The organism is Oceanospirillum sediminis, assembly GCF_014164585.1.
GTDB lineage: Bacteria > Pseudomonadota > Gammaproteobacteria > Pseudomonadales > Halomonadaceae > Oceanospirillum > Oceanospirillum sediminis.
Genome location: NZ_JACJFM010000011.1, coordinates 91,735 through 106,621 on the forward strand (window position 1 = coordinate 91,735; position 14,887 = coordinate 106,621).

Annotated in this window: 14 protein-coding genes; 10 read left to right on the top strand and 4 right to left on the bottom strand. The window is 46.5% G+C overall.

From position 1 onward, the window contains the following. Window positions 1-41: 41 nt before the first annotated feature. Window positions 42-317, bottom strand: coding sequence for a YfcL family protein (locus tag H4O21_RS10570; protein WP_182808833.1), 276 nt, complete (start codon window positions 315-317; stop codon window positions 42-44). 508 nt (window positions 318-825) lie between these two features. Between H4O21_RS10570 and H4O21_RS10575 the strand changes: the two genes are divergently transcribed. Then, a complete protein-coding gene (locus tag H4O21_RS10575; protein WP_182808834.1) occupies window positions 826-2,202 on the top strand; it encodes a solute carrier family 23 protein in 1,377 nt (458 codons plus the stop codon). Between the two features lie 205 nt (window positions 2,203-2,407). After that, window positions 2,408-3,118, top strand: a complete 711-nt coding sequence (locus tag H4O21_RS10580; RefSeq protein ID WP_182808835.1) for an alpha-ketoglutarate-dependent dioxygenase AlkB — start codon at window positions 2,408-2,410, stop codon at window positions 3,116-3,118. A gap of 15 nt (window positions 3,119-3,133) precedes the next feature. On the opposite strand, the gene H4O21_RS10585 is transcribed toward H4O21_RS10580, so the two are convergent. Together H4O21_RS10585 and H4O21_RS10590 are read right to left on the bottom strand one after the other, a co-directional pair. After that, complete coding sequence (locus H4O21_RS10585) at window positions 3,134-4,669, bottom strand: diguanylate cyclase domain-containing protein (RefSeq protein WP_182808836.1); 1,536 nt, start codon at window positions 4,667-4,669, stop codon at window positions 3,134-3,136. A 67-nt stretch (window positions 4,670-4,736) separates the two neighbouring features. Continuing rightward, entirely contained in the window at window positions 4,737-5,513 is a 777-nt protein-coding gene (locus tag H4O21_RS10590) for an ABC transporter ATP-binding protein (protein WP_182808837.1), read from the bottom strand. Between the two features lie 246 nt (window positions 5,514-5,759). Here H4O21_RS10590 and dnaX point away from each other — a divergent pair, with 246 nt between their 5' ends. From dnaX to H4O21_RS10620, 6 genes are all read left to right on the top strand, one after another. Continuing rightward, complete coding sequence (gene dnaX / locus H4O21_RS10595; RefSeq protein WP_182808838.1) at window positions 5,760-8,186, top strand: DNA polymerase III subunit gamma/tau; 2,427 nt, start codon at window positions 5,760-5,762, stop codon at window positions 8,184-8,186. A gap of 133 nt (window positions 8,187-8,319) precedes the next feature. After that, window positions 8,320-8,649: a YbaB/EbfC family nucleoid-associated protein gene (locus tag H4O21_RS10600; RefSeq protein WP_182808839.1), complete on the top strand. Its 330-nt coding sequence runs from the start codon at window positions 8,320-8,322 to the stop codon at window positions 8,647-8,649. Between the two features lie 103 nt (window positions 8,650-8,752). Then, complete coding sequence (gene recR, locus H4O21_RS10605; RefSeq protein ID WP_182808840.1) at window positions 8,753-9,355, top strand: recombination mediator RecR; 603 nt, start codon at window positions 8,753-8,755, stop codon at window positions 9,353-9,355. Further along, window positions 9,355-10,497 (top strand): ribonuclease D, encoded by a 1,143-nt coding sequence (gene rnd / locus H4O21_RS10610; protein ID WP_182808841.1) that lies wholly within the window; start codon window positions 9,355-9,357, stop codon window positions 10,495-10,497. The genes recR and rnd overlap by 1 nt, the downstream gene beginning before the upstream one ends. 70 nt (window positions 10,498-10,567) lie before the next feature. Further along, complete coding sequence (locus tag H4O21_RS10615; RefSeq protein WP_368737542.1) at window positions 10,568-10,855, top strand: YcgL domain-containing protein; 288 nt, start codon at window positions 10,568-10,570, stop codon at window positions 10,853-10,855. Between the two features lie 2 nt (window positions 10,856-10,857). Further along, the gene (locus H4O21_RS10620; RefSeq protein ID WP_182808842.1) at window positions 10,858-11,304 is read left to right on the top strand and encodes a YcgN family cysteine cluster protein; all 447 of its coding nucleotides are present in this window, start codon (window positions 10,858-10,860) and stop codon (window positions 11,302-11,304) included. A 176-nt stretch (window positions 11,305-11,480) separates the two neighbouring features. On the opposite strand, the gene H4O21_RS10625 is transcribed toward H4O21_RS10620, so the two are convergent. After that, window positions 11,481-13,553 (bottom strand): prolyl oligopeptidase family serine peptidase, encoded by a 2,073-nt coding sequence (locus tag H4O21_RS10625; protein ID WP_182808843.1) that lies wholly within the window; start codon window positions 13,551-13,553, stop codon window positions 11,481-11,483. 52 nt (window positions 13,554-13,605) lie between these two features. Here H4O21_RS10625 and H4O21_RS10630 point away from each other — a divergent pair, with 52 nt between their 5' ends. Further along, on the top strand, window positions 13,606-14,025 hold the full coding sequence (locus H4O21_RS10630) for a hypothetical protein (protein WP_182808844.1): 420 nt from the start codon (window positions 13,606-13,608) through the stop codon (window positions 14,023-14,025). A 134-nt stretch (window positions 14,026-14,159) separates the two neighbouring features. Then, window positions 14,160-14,822 carry a YEATS-associated helix-containing protein gene (locus H4O21_RS10635; protein ID WP_182808845.1) on the top strand — a complete coding sequence of 221 codons (663 nt, stop codon included), beginning with the start codon at window positions 14,160-14,162 and terminating at the stop codon, window positions 14,820-14,822. The last annotated feature ends 65 nt before the right edge of the window (window positions 14,823-14,887 follow it).

Consider the following 14,887-nt stretch of genomic DNA (forward strand, 5'->3'; position numbering starts at 1 on the left):
TCCTTCGTAATCCTGATGATTGCCTGAGCTGATGTTCTTCTTTAGTTATGTGTCTGATCAGTCAGTGTGATGGCCTGTTGCCAGATGGACAGGATTTCTTGTTGATCCTCTGTTGATAGCTGATCTTCCTGAAAAACCTGTTGCAGCCATTGACTGAAACTCTGATCAAAGTTGCCTTGTTGTTCGTCGTACTCAGCCACCAGGGTAAGTTGTGGAATGATATAACCCAGTGCAAATAACTGTTCTGTCGGAGCTTCCAGCTCCATTTTTTTCAGTGTTTCTGAAAGTTGCTCTGCACGTGCGTTAAAGCTGTTCATTGATAACTCGCTGTTTCATAAGATTTTAATTCTAGCCTATGACATAAGCATAACATTTGATTTCAGGGAAAGGAGGTTTTTTGCTGTCACTTCTGGTCCGGAGAAGGCAGAGCTACTGACTTTATTCTGTCATTACCTTTAATTCATTAGTCTAACAGGCTTTTTTGTGTGACTGAGGAGTCTTTTCTTATGAACACTTGTTTTAATTTTTCTTCGGGCCTTGTGATATCTGGCCTTCCGGCTGGTAGGTTGCTCTATGACTTTTAAGTCATTGATTTTTAAGATTGTGCTGTGACTTTTGGGTCATTTTTTCTTCTGACTAAGGTCTAATTTGTTGCGTGTGCGAAAAAAAAGTAAAACATTCCGGCGTTAAGCTCTGGCTTAAAAAGATAATTATAAAATTTCAGAGTACTTAACCAGTACAGACTGGCCTGATAGCTTGTTTTTCAGGTAGTCAGTCTGTGTGAACAGCAAAAAAAATAACTGAAATAAATTAACAGGTGTGACTGTGCTATTAAAACGCAACCACGGAGAAGAGCATCCGTACTGGCCGGCAGGGCCATTTAAAATTCGCTTGCCATTCATTCATTATCGCTGGGAAGTGGCAGAAACCGTTCAGGGGATGGTGATGTTTGTGGTCGGTATGGCCATGATTCCTCTGCTACAGAAATATCTGGGGCTGCCTTATGATGTGGCTCTGGCCTATGTCGTGATTTGCGGAATTGGCTTTATGCTGCCTAACCTGTTAGGTGTGCCTTTTGTGCCGGGCTGGATTACACCAGCAATTCCCGTGGTGTTACTATTTATTGGTGGCTTTGAGCCAGGGCCGGATGCGATTAAAGCTCTGGTGGCACTTCAGCTGATGGTGACGGTTATCTTCCTGTTTATGGGGGTAACCCGATTAGGCTCTAAGCTGGTTAATTCGATTCCGGATTCTATTAAAGCAGGTATTCTGTTGGGAGCAGGTATTGCCGCTATCACCGGTGAAATCAGTGAAGGTGGTCGAGCTTATAATACACCGATTTCTCTGGGACTGGGTGCGCTTATCACCGCTTTTGTTCTGTTCTCCCTGTCTTTCCGCGATTGGGTAGAAACTCACCGTTGGGCTAAGACCATCGCAGGTTATGGTATGGTACCAGGTATGCTGATTGCTATGGCGATTGGCTGGGGTGTCGGTGAGTACAAGCTGCCAGACGTTGAGTTTGGTATCTCCAGTCCTGACTTTACAGGCATCTGGGATTACCTGCCATTCACAATCGGTATGCCTGGTATGGATCTGATGATAGCAGCGATACCAACGGCAATTATTGCTTATATCATCGCCTTTGGTGATATCATTGTGGGCCAGAGTCTGCTGAGCCGTGTTGATCACCTGCGTCCCGATGAAAAGATTGAAGTAGATGTGGATCGTGTACATCTGGTAACAGGTCTGCGTAATCTGATGCACTCTTTCCTGGCACCTTATCCTGGTCTTGCAGGGCCTCTGTTTACCGGTGCGATGGCAACCATTGCTGAACGTTATCGTTATGGCCGCAGTGCTATGGATACGATCTATTCTGGTGCTGGTATCTTCTGGATCGTGGGTTTCATTGCACTGTTTGTGCTACCGCTGATTACTCTGTTCAAGCCAGTGCTGCCGATTGCACTGTCGATCACTCTGTTGATTACAGGGTATCTGTGTATTGCAGTAGCCGTAGAACAGATTGATAACGCAACTTCTATGGGCGTTGCGGGTCTGATGGGGGTTGTCCTTGCTGTACATGGTGCAGCCTGGGGACTGGGTACAGGGCTGGTGCTGTACTTCCTGATTGAATACCGTGCTAATAAAAATGCAAAACCGGAAGAGCCTATTCATGTAGAAGAAAACGCCGTATCGAATGATTGATTCGATATAGCTATTGGCTTTTAAGCTGCCTCTGTCCTGATTTATCAGGCAGAGGCTGTTTTGTATCTGGCTGTTAATGGAAGCCAGCCAGGTTTTAACTTGCTCCACCAGAGCTGCCGTGCAATTACCTTTTAGCAAAAAAACGCGTAAACCCATCAGCTAATGGGGACAGGGAGCCGTCACCTCATCCTTGCCAGAAATATTGATGACGATTGATAATGTCGTAGGAACTATTGAAGTATGGTTGGGTTTTATGACTGCAGATTTGTTCAGTAGTACTCAGAATGAAGGATGTGCAGAGTATTTTTCAGAATATACCTGTCTGTTCAGGGGCGGTTTACTTTCCCGGATGGATGATATTATTTCTGAGCTGGAAAACCTTTTGCTTTCAGAACCTTTTCGTCGGGTTGTGACTCCCGCTGGTAACCTGATGTCAGTGAGCATGAGCAGTTGCGGCGCATGGGGCTGGACATCGGATCATGCAGGATATCGTTATGTATCCATAAGTCCTGCGACCGGGATGCCATGGCCTGATATGCCGGTTACTTTTTATCAGCTGGCTGTCTATTTTGCTGGTCAGGCCGGTTATCATGATTTCAAACCGGACAGCTGTCTGATCAACTGTTATCGACCGGGCAGTATAATGGGATTACACCAGGATAAAGATGAAGCAGATTTATCTGCCCCTGTTGTCTCTTTCTCGCTGGGGCCCGGAGCCGAGTTTATGTGGGGAGGAACTGAGCGGAGCATGCCATGGCACACTATTCACTTATATCATGGCGATGTTCTTGTCTGGGGTGGAAAAGATCGCTTACGTTTTCATGGTGTCAGGCGTGTATTGCCCGAGTGGAACCCGTGGACAGGGGACTGTCGGATCAACCTTACTTTCCGTAAAACAGAACAATCCAATCTTTGATCTGTGTCGTGGGAGTCAGGTATTCTGGTGTTGTTGATATCCTTTGGTCGGATTGGCGATCCTAAAGCGACCTTTCCCTGCTTTCTTGGCCAGATACATGGCGCTATCAGCAGCTTGTATCAGATTATCTGCTTTATCGTGATGGTCCGGGTATATTGATATTCCTATGCTACAGGAAACAGAGACTGATACACCTTCATGCAACAAAACCGGACGACTGATCTCTTGTATCAGTTTTTCAGACGTGCGGCAGGCATCTTCCGGTTTGCCAATCTGATGAAGAACAACGGCAAACTCATCCCCGCCAAGACGTCCTGCTGTGTCGGATTGCCTGACCTGCTGCCTTATTCTGTCTGCTATTTCTTTCAGCAGTAAATCTCCGGCTTTATGGCCATAGTTGTCATTGATTGTCTTGAAACCATCCAGATCAATAAACAGAACGGAAAGGCGTTCCTGATTGCGTCTGGCAATACGAATAGCCTGCTGCAGCCGATCAAAAAACAGGTTTCTGTTTGGCAGATCGGTCAGAGTGTCGTGGTTAGCGAGATGTTCGAGCTGATAACTGGCCTGTCTCTGTCGGGTAATATCCTGATGAATACCGGCAATACGTAAAGGATGACCACGAGGATCTCTCTCGACAACTTTACCTTTTTCCATAACCCAGACCCAGTGTCCTTCTTTGTGTCGGACGCGAATTTCTGCTTCATAGCCATCGAGAATACCATCAAAGTGCTGGCGCAATTTTTTATCCGCTGATGAGAGGTCATCTGAATGGATCATTTTCTGACGCCATGAATGATTTAATGGCGATAGCTCATCCCTGGTATAACCCATAATATCTGCCCAGCGTTCATTGATAGTTATCTCGCCTGTGCGAATATCCTGTTCCCATGTGCCTGCGTTAGTACTCCAGATAACTTCGTTGAGGCGTTCTTTCTCAATCGATAGGGCCTTTCGGGTAATGCGGCTTCGCTGCAAGAGAACCATCAGGCCAGCTGAGCTTAATACCAGAAGCAGAATGATCAGCAGAAGCAAAGTGCGTTGAGATTGATCCTTCTCTCTGAGTTGAAAAAGCTGTTCTTCAACCATTTGTTCCAGACGATTCTGATAATGCCACAAGGTATCTTCTGTTTTTCTGAATTTGGATATATCCCTGATAATAGAAAATAACAGGGATTCTCCCTGATAGGTAACCGGAATAGAGGATACTTCAACAGTATGGATCTTGCCCGATGCCAGTTTATGTCTGAAAATAAAGTAATTGCGATTTTCCCTGGCGGCCAGAGCCCTTTCTTCTGCAACGGCTTTAGGACTCAGGGCATTTATTTGCTGGATACTCATTTGCTCCAGTTGTTTCCGGGGATAACCATAAAACCGGGTTGCAGCCGGATTAGCCCGAATAATTTTTCCTGAACCGGGATTGATCAACAGCATCACAGTCTGATGTTTATCAAAAATCTCTTCCATGCTGGTATTACCCGCTACAGCACGGCTGCTCAGCATTAAAACGCTGAGTATGGCCAGTAGCATGTGTGGTATCAGAGCTGTCATGGTGATAAATATCCTTGTGACGAGTCAGGGCTCTTGCCTGTTATCCTCTGAATAAACAGGATGAATATCAGGCTGGCCTTATTCTGTACCAGTTGTCTTGTTCAGATACAATGACAGGTATGTCATACAATAGGCTAATATTGGTACTGGTCAGTATTCGGGCTTTATCGCCGTCAGCAACTATTTTGCCTTGTTTGATCAGCACGACTCGTTGCACTTCCGGAATAATCTCATCCAGATGATGGGTCACCAGTATTAAAGAATGATCGGGGCGGCAAAAGTTGCGCATCTGTTTTAATAAAGCAAATGCTGCGCCAGGATCCAGACCGCTGGAAGGCTCATCAAATATAAGAGCTTCAGGCTGATGAATCAGCGCTCTGGCCAGCAAAAGTCGTCTTTGCTGACCTGTAGATAAACGCTGGTACATAATACTTTCAGCCTGAATGATACCCAGCTGTTTCATGGTTTGCAGGGCCTGAGTGCGTTGTTCATCTGTCGCCTGAAGGTGTCCATGCTGCCCAACAGAACCAAAAAAACCGGATAAGACAACGTCAAGACCCGTGCAATAAGGGGTGTAATCCGCTTGCAGATCCTGAGAAAGTAAACCAATCTTTTTTCTCAGCTCCCATAGATTGATAGTTTCGCTGCCATAGAGGCGTATGTAGCTGTTTTCTTTGACAACAGGATATATTTCCCGGGTGATCAGCTTCAGTAAAGTACTTTTGCCTGCTCCGTTCGGGCCAAGTACAGCGATCTTTTCACCTTGTTCAATTTGCAGATTCAATCCATTGAATATTTTGTTCTGGTTTACCCAGGCGTCAGCATTTCTGATATCCAGTAACATAATTTCGCTTATATCTTCATTTAAATAGGGTATTAATATCACATACAGAAACGGAAAGGATCAGATAAGGCGATTAAATCGATGCAAAGTCTGTAGAAATGTTTGTATCAGAAATTATTGGGGAACCGGGTTTATGGCTATCTGATAAATGTTGGCTTTTGTTGTACAATAGCGCGTTTTATCATTGCATCGCTCTGTCATCTTGTTGTCAGGGGCGTTTCTTCGCAAACAGATTAATTGGTTGTTATGAGTTATCAGGTTCTTGCCCGCAAGTGGCGTCCGAAAAATTTTCATGAACTGGTTGGCCAGGATCATGTTCGAAAAGCTCTGGTCAGTGCTCTGGATAACAACCGGTTGCATCATGCTTACCTGTTTACCGGAACTCGTGGTGTTGGGAAAACGACTATTGCACGTATTATTTCTAAGTGCCTGAATTGTGAGACAGGTATCACATCAATACCCTGTGGAGAGTGCACGAGTTGCCGCGAGATCGATGAGGGACGTTTTGTCGATCTGATTGAAGTGGATGCGGCTTCCAGGACAAAGGTTGAAGATACGCGGGAGCTGCTGGATAACGTCCAGTATGCGCCTTCCCGTGGTCGATTTAAGGTGTACCTGATCGATGAGGTACACATGCTGTCTACGCACAGCTTTAATGCGTTACTGAAGACCCTGGAAGAGCCACCGCCTCATGTGAAGTTTCTGTTGGCAACGACAGATCCGCAGAAACTGCCTGTGACAGTGTTGTCGCGTTGTCTTCAATTCAGCCTTAAAAATATGCCACCGGAACGTGTGGTGGAGCATCTGAGTAATGTTCTTACTCAAGAGCAGATCCCATACGAAGATGCTGCGTTGTGGCAATTGGGTCGTGCAGCAGATGGCAGTATGCGCGATGCTCTGAGTCTGACGGATCAGGCGATTGCTTATGGTCAGGGAAGTATTGATGCGTCTCAGGTCAGTGAAATGCTGGGGCTGGTTGATCATCGCCATATCTCTGGTTTGATTGAGCATCTTATTAATAAAGATGCCGCGGCTGTTTTGTCTGAAGTTGGGCGTTTATCTGAGCAGGCTGCTGATTTTGAAACGATTCTCTCTGATATTGCGATGTATCTGCATCGTATGGCTATTGGCCAGTTATTGCCGGATGCTGTGGATAATGCGCTGGGAGACCGGGAGCAGGTTCTGAATCATGCCAGCCGAATGACGGCTGAAGATTTGCAGCTTTATTATCAGATTGCGATAAAGAGTCAGGAGGACCTTCCCCTGGCGCCTGATAGCCGCACCGGATTTGAAATGGCTATGATTCGGATGCTAGCATTTGCACCCCAGGGGGTACCTGTAGCCTCGTCTGGCTTGCCTGCCCAGAATCAGAATATTTCTCCTGCTTCAGCAATTAGTGCCAATCTGACAGGTAACAGAACAGTATTGCAGGCTCCAGCTCCAGCTCCAGCTCCAGCTCCAGCTCCAGCTCCGCATGAATCTGTTTTGCCGGTGAGTTCAGTGCAAAATTTGCCTGATCATTCTTTTGATTCAGGCGATAAAAAAAAAGCGGCTGAATCTGTAATACCGGCACCTGAAAATACGCCTGCAGCTCAGGAAAATACAGTTGCTCCATCAGGTATTCGGTTACCTGAATTTCCAGGAATGCCTGGCCAGGATTCAGGAACAAAAAAAGAAGTTGTTCATTCTGAGGCGGAGCCTTCTGTTCTCAATACAGAAGATTCCCAGAATATTTCTGCTGTTTTGTCAGAAGGACACCAAAATGCTGAATCTGTACCTGAACATGTAGCTCCTGTCAGAAATGAGGAGGCTGTTACTCAGCCTCAGCCTGTCAGTGATGTTCCTCCATGGGAGGATTTCCCCGTTATTCCTGATGAGCAGCTGCCTCATACGCAGCCAGAGCAGCAGATGAATGAGAGGGTTGATCTTCCAGGGGCAGAGTCTGGTCAGGCAAATAATGAATCTGAGATGGCTTCTGTACCAGTAACAGCCGATGTGGCTGATATTGATATGACGGTTGCTGTTGCAGGCGAGTCTGTAGTGGTGCAGAGCGATGTTAGCCCTGATCCATATCAACAGATGATGCCTGATACTGATCAGCAACCCTTTGTTGCTGAAGATAATATTCCTGCACCTGCACCTGCACCTGCACCTGCACCTGCACCTGCACCTGCACCTGCACCTGCACCTGCACCTGCACCTGCACCTGCACCTGCACCCCAGGATCAAGCTTCCGCCAGTATTCAGTCTGCAATAACACCTTTAGTGGGTCCTTGCCCTCAACAACTAGAGGATAATAAGGACTGGCTGAAAGCCTTTGCGCATCTGGAGCTTGCCGGGTTAGAGAGAACGCTGGCTCAAAATGCGGCATTAGTGAAAAAAGAGGGTAACCATCTGTATTTTGAGGTTCAGCTGGTTGGGCCTGAATTTGCAACAGCTGAACGCATTACACAGTGGCAATCAGCACTGCAGCGGTTGTTTGATCAGCCTTTTACTATTGAAGTTGCCTCTTCGAGGACCCATATAGATACTCCGGCTGCCAGAGAAGAACAGCTGAAAGCTCTGAGAAAACATGAGGCACAGCAGGTATTCGTCCAGGATGAATATGTCCAGGATCTGGTTATTGAATTCGGAGCAGAAATAGACGCTGATTCTATTGAGCCTCTGATTTAAGTGTAAAATTGGAATCTGTTCCGGGATATCCTGCCAGATTGTGTGTAAATTTATTTATATGAATAGCTGTGTAAGGTATGCGCGGTTATCTGACATTTTAGTAAATAGCGTTTATAAACTTTGAGGTATCACTATGTTTGGTAAAGGCGGTATGGGCGAGCTGATGAAGCAGGCTCAGCAGATGCAGGAAAAAATGCAGCAGATGCAGGAAGAGGCAGCTAATCAGGAAGTCACAGGTGAGTCTGGTGCCGGAATGGTGAAAGTAACAATGAATGGTCGCCATGATGTTCGCAATGTCAGTATTGATGAGTCTTTGATGACTGAAGATAAAGAAATGCTGGAAGATCTGCTGGCTGCAGCCGTTAACGATGCTGTCCGTCGGGTTGAAGAAAACACTCAATCTAAGATGTCAGAATTGACTGGCGGTATGCAGATGCCTCCTGGATTTAAAATGCCATTCTGATTCAGAGCAATACATTCTGATTTGAATAACTGATCATCAGTATAATCCGGGGAATTTTATCCCGGATTCACAGGATAAGGCGTTTGGTTTTAATGAGGTTGATATGGCTTTCAGCCCGCTCGTTGAGCAATTGATAACCGCTCTGAGATGTTTGCCGGGTGTCGGGCCAAAATCGGCTCAGCGTATGGCATTACATCTTCTGGAGCGTGACCGGGATGGTGGCTTATATCTGGCTCAGATGCTGGAGCGTTCACTGGATGAGGTCGGTCAGTGTCGGATGTGCCGCACTCTGACAGAAGAAGATATCTGTTCCTTATGTCGTAGTGAGCGTCGATCAGATGAAACTCTGTGTGTGGTTGAAACACCGGCAGATCAGATTGCGATGGAACAGGCCGGAGGTTTTAACGGTCGCTATTTTATTCTGACCGGACATCTTTCTCCTATTGATGGTATTGGCCCTGAGGCCCTGGGGCTGGAACAGTTGCGTCAGCGACTGGAATCCAGCGATATAAAAGAACTGATCCTGGCCACAAACCCCACAGTGGAAGGTGAAGCAACGGCCCATTACATTGCTGAAATGGTTCGTGATCTGCCTGTGTCTGTCTCTCGGCTGGCGCATGGTATACCCGTAGGTGGTGAGCTGGAATATATCGATGGTGGTACTCTGAGCCGGGCGTTAGCCGGACGGTTACCAATGACTGAATAATGATGGAACAAATGATCTCTTACCGGTTTATCTGCTCTGACGAGCAGCTGGCTGAGCAGTGCCAGAATTGGTTAAAGAGCCCTTATCTGGCGCTTGATACTGAATTTATGCGCGTGGATACTTTTTATCCGAAAGCAGCCCTGATTCAGGTGCAGGATGAAAATAACTGCTGGCTGATCGATCCTCTCAGAATTTCGCAATGGCAGCCTTTTGCGAATGTACTGAGCTGTGAGTCGGTACTTAAGGTATTGCATGCCTGTTCAGAAGATCTGGATGTATTCCTTAATCTGACAGGTGAGATTCCATACCCTCTGATGGATACTCAGGTTGCTCTGGCTTTTCTGGGAGAGACCCTGTCTACCGGTTACCAGAGGATGACAGAGGCCTGGTTGCAAATTAGCCTGCCTAAAGAAGAAACCCGGTCTGACTGGCTGCAACGGCCTTTAACGGATGCTCAGTGTGAGTATGCGGCTGCGGACGTTTATTACCTGTATCAGATCTGGCCGCTTATTCAGCAGCGGCTGCAAGAACAGGACAGAGAAATCTGGTGCAGGGAAGAGTGCATTCAGATTGCACGTCAGGCCAGTCAGCCAGTAGAAGATGAGTTTTATTATCTTCGGATTAAACAGGCCTGGAAACTGTCCCAGGAAAAACTGGCCGTATTACAGAATCTGGCAGCCTGGCGAGAGAAAGAAGTCAGGGAGCGAAATCTGCCAAGGGGCCGATTGCTGAACGATGGTCAGCTATGGCTATTGGCTTTTAAGCTACCCTCCAGCCATTATGAGTTATCCCGGATTGAAGGTTTGAGGCCCGCCGTCATCAAAAAAGAAGGTGATCAGATTCTGGAGCTGATTCGTCTCGGGCGGGAGCGTTCTCAGGCATTATGGCCTGTATCTATTCCTTCACCTGTTGGTCAGCCTTACCGTGACTGGTCTAAGAGTCTTAAAAAGCTGGTGCGTGGTATTGCTGAAAGTAATCGTCTGCCGCCGGAACTTCTGGTTCGAAAACGACAGCTGGAGCAGGTATTGAACAGAGCCGTGCGTGGTGAGCTGGGTGTTATGCCTGAGGAATGGCGAGGCTGGAGAGAAGAGCTGGTCGGGCAGCCTGTCATGGATAAGCTGACTGAGCTGGCCAGCCACTGATTGCTTTTGACTGAGTCATTGAATACATCAATAACATTACCGGTTAATCTGGTAACTCCGGGGAAAAACTGTGAAGCTGATTTGTGAAGTTTTTAAAAGCCCGCGTAAGGACGAAATGTATCTTTACGTGGATAAGATGGAAGGCCTGAAGCGGGTGCCAGAGCAGTTACAGGAGATATTTGGTACTCCTCAGGCTGTTATGACAATGGTTGTAACTGAAGAAAAAAAGCTGGCCAGAGCTGATGCAGCAGACATTATGAAAGCTATCAGGGAAAATGGTTTTTATTTGCAAATGCCTCCGGCAAAGGAAGAATATATGCTGGATCTGTATAAGACTCCGACGGAAGGCAAATACTGATTATGATGCTTCAGGATCGATTCTGGGAACAGAAGTCTCTGAGACAGATGAATGATCAGGAATGGGAAGCTCTGTGCGATGGCTGTGGAAAATGTTGTCTTCATAAACTGGAAGATGAAGATGACGGCGAGATTTATTACACTGATGTCGCCTGTAAACTGCTGGATATTACCACGTGTCAGTGTAATGATTATCCGAATCGTCTTCAACAGGTACCAGGGTGCCTTCAGCTGACTCCTGATGCTGATGATGTGTTTGAGTGGTTGCCATCCAGCTGTGCTTACCGTTTGCTTCGTGAAGGAAAGCCCTTGCCTTCCTGGCATCACCTGATGTCCGGAAAAGCGGATAGCATTCACAAGGCTCGCCGTAGTATTCGCCGTCGGTCGGTCAGTGAACAAGTGGTTGACCCTGATGAGATGGAAATGCATATTATCGGCTGGATTGATTAGCAAGCACTCTGTTTTATCCGTTGTCTGGACGGTCCAATAGCGGGTGATGGCACTTGCACTTTCTGCCAGGCTGGACATTGATGCAGTCCTGGGCTTATAGTGTGTTTAGACTATGCTGTATACCTTAAAACCTCAGAACAGCTTGATTTGTATCGCTATTCTGAGGTTTTTTTATTCTAATTGTCAGTGCTTGCCTGATTGGTATGAAGATCCAGCATTGTCAGGATAACGCACTGAACTTCTGCTGCCTCCTGATAACTCTGATCGCGTCCGCTGCCTCCGGCATGTCCTGAATCCATTCTGGTGCGCAGCCATGCGCGCTTATGGCCTGATTGTATCTGTTGATAATGCCATTTAGCCGGTTCCCAGTACTGAACTCTGGGGTCATTAAGACCTGCTTCAATCCATAGTGGAGGCATTGATGAGGGCTTGTCTGGTGTTGGCAAATTATCCAGAGGACTGTAGTGCCTGATACGCCAGAAGTCCTCTGTGCATTCCGGGTTGCCCCATTCTTCATACTCCGTGATTGTCAGAGGAAGTTCCGGGCGTGACATGGTGCGAAGGACATCGACAAATGGAACTTCTGCAATCATACCGCCTATTTTGTCAGACAGTCTGTTATACAGAGCACCCAACACAATGCCTGCGGCACTGCCCCCTTGTAATATCAGTTTTTCTTTACTGGTAATTCCCTGGTTGATTAAGGCATTTACACAGCTTTGCAGGTCGCGAATACTGTTTTCTTTGTAACCCAGGCGTCCTTTGTGGTACCAGTGCTCTCCACAATCTCCACCACCTCTGATATGTGCGGTAGCAAATACTACCCCTCTTTCCATCAGGCTTAAGCGACTGGCCGAAAACCAGGGGTCAAGAGTATCACCGTAGGCCCCATAGACGTACAGCAGCACAGGGACAGGCTGGTGACTGGTTAATTGTTCTTTTCTCCCGGTCAGACTGACAGGAATTGAAGTGCCGTCAATACCAGGGATCAGGATTTGTCGGCAGTCAAACCGGTTGAGATCTGTATTATTCAGTGGCATCTGCTTGAGCAATCGGAATTGCCGGGTATCCAGTGAGTATTCATACAGAGCAGGAGGCTGGTTAAAGGACTCCAGTTCCAGTCGGATGTTATGACTATGGCTGCAAGGGTTTTCAGATAAGTTGATAGAAGCCAGCTTGTAAGGTGGTTTAAAAGTATGTAAGAACTCACCTGCAGGTGTTTTGACTTCCATGATCTGCTGGCCGGATTGGTGGCATCGGCTCAGTGTCAGCAAATACTGATCAAACAGGTCAAAGCCTTCAAATGTTTTTGTTTCACTAGCTTCTTCTATCACAGTGGCCAGCCTGAGCTGGGCCTGACTCAGAGGCAACTGGTGTTCAGAAAGGCTGAGCAGGCTGAAGCTGGTATGCTGGCAGTTACTCCGGATATACAGGGTATCGCCCAGGCTATCGACATGGTATTCATGTCCCTCTTCCCGAGGACACACTACCTGCATTTCTGTCTCTGGCTGATGGGCCGGTAGAATATAATACTCAGAACTTTGTTTGCTCAGACTCTCGATAAACAGTTTTTTCCTGTCGCGGCTTTTACTGCAGCCAACCCAGAAGCGAGCATCGGCTTCCTCGAAAATAACGTTTGTTTGCCCTGTATTGATATCAAGTAAAAGAACCTGCCAGGGGCGTTGGGTATCATCCAGAGCAAAACAGATCAGCTGATGAGGTGTTTCTGTCCAGAGCAGATCTGATGTCAGCGGCGGAAGTTGACTGAATTGTTTGCGCTTACCTGTTTCCAGATCTATCAGTTCAAGCTGATACAGCTCGTCACCTTCGGTATCTGTTGTAATTGCAAGGAGGTTTTCATCAGGAGATATCGCCATGTCGCCCAGATCAAAATAGTCCAGTTCAGAGGCTTCAGGGTTAACATCCAGGTAACAGTGAGCTGCTTCAGGCTGGTCAACAGGGTATCTCCAGTGCTGAGGATAGTTCAGAGCCTCCTGAGTTTTTACGAAATAACAGTATTTCTCCAGTGCCGTTGGATAACTCTCATGGTCCAATGGTGTTCTTTTTCGAATTTCCTGGAATAATTGCTCTTTTAATGTGCTATCCAGCCATCGGTCTGCAATCTGATTGCACTGTTTCAGATAGTTCAGGGTTTTTTCAGACTTTTTTTCAAGCCAGAGGTTATTTTCTTTCGGTAATACGGTATTCAGAAAGTCAGGAAGGTCGTTATTTTTATTGGCTTGAGACATAATAGGCTGCTTAAAAATCAGGGTGTTAATGCCTTACAACGGAATCTGAAATATGGCTTTTGAAAACTATCAGACCTGGAGCTGGGCGATATATGCATTATCTGCTTTGCTGGTTATGCTTGTCACGTTCAGAATTACCCGAAACTGGAATACAGGTGTTAAAGCTTTTTTACGGGTCACTATTCTGGTGCTTATGGCTGTTCCCTGGTATGTCGATGGGACTCAGGGGATTATGGCACCTGCTTTCACAATCAGCGTTTTTGAAGGGCTGACATCTGGCGGCAATCAATGGATGAGAGCTGGATTACCTCTATTGTCTGTTTTAGTTATCAGTTACTTTGTACTGGTTGTCGGACTCTGGATCAGCAGGAAAAAAGAGACGGGCAGCACAGAATCTGATGAGGAAAATAAAGATAATGTAAATCCTCAGTCAGCAACAGAAAAAAAACAGCGCATGGAGCCAGGTCTGTAGCCATACATTTGCAGAAAAGTGTGTTTTTTCATGCATTTTCGTTGTGCGTACCAGCGTAATGCATAACAATATCTTAACTCTTTCATACCCTGTTTATTGGGTAATACACGGATATATTCAGGAATAAATACAGTATGATTTCACATGTTATTATTCTGACTCTGGTAATGCTGATGGCCGGAGTGTTTGGGGGTCTGATTAATTTTTATCTGTTGAATCAGAACAACAAAGACATGGTCGCAATGGCTCGCTGCCTGGTTGTGGGAGTTGGTGCAGCTTTTCTGGTTCCTGTCGTACTGGATCTTATTGGCAGTGATATTGTCTCTAAAAGTCAGTCAGACTCATCTAAAATGCTGATTTATGTTGGTATCTGTCTGATTTCAGCGATTGCTTCCCGTCTTGTGGTGACTAACGCCCTGGATCGGTCGCTGGTTGCTTCTGAGCAGGCGAAAACAGCTGTAGAAGAGCTGCGTAACGAGCTTCATCAGCTTCAGGATGCTATGGCTCCTCTGTTAGAAACAGAAACAGAACAGCAAGAAGCTGTCGTTGTATCTGAGACTGAACTGGATGCGCTGGATGTGACTTCAACCGCTGTACTGAAAAGTCTGTCCAGTGGCCGTCATATTTACCGTGCTTTGTCTGGTCTGGGAACAGAGACCGAGCTGGATGAAAATGATCTGCAGAAAAGTTTGCAGGTTTTACTTGGTAAAGGGCTGGCTGGTAAGGTCAATAGTGGCTGGGGAATGCGCTGGTATGTAACGGAAAGAGGCCGGAAACTGGCTGAGTCCATCGTTTAAGTTTCTGGCCTTTTGTAAATGATTTAACCTCTTCGGAGGGTGTCTCTCAGCTGATAAGGATCTTT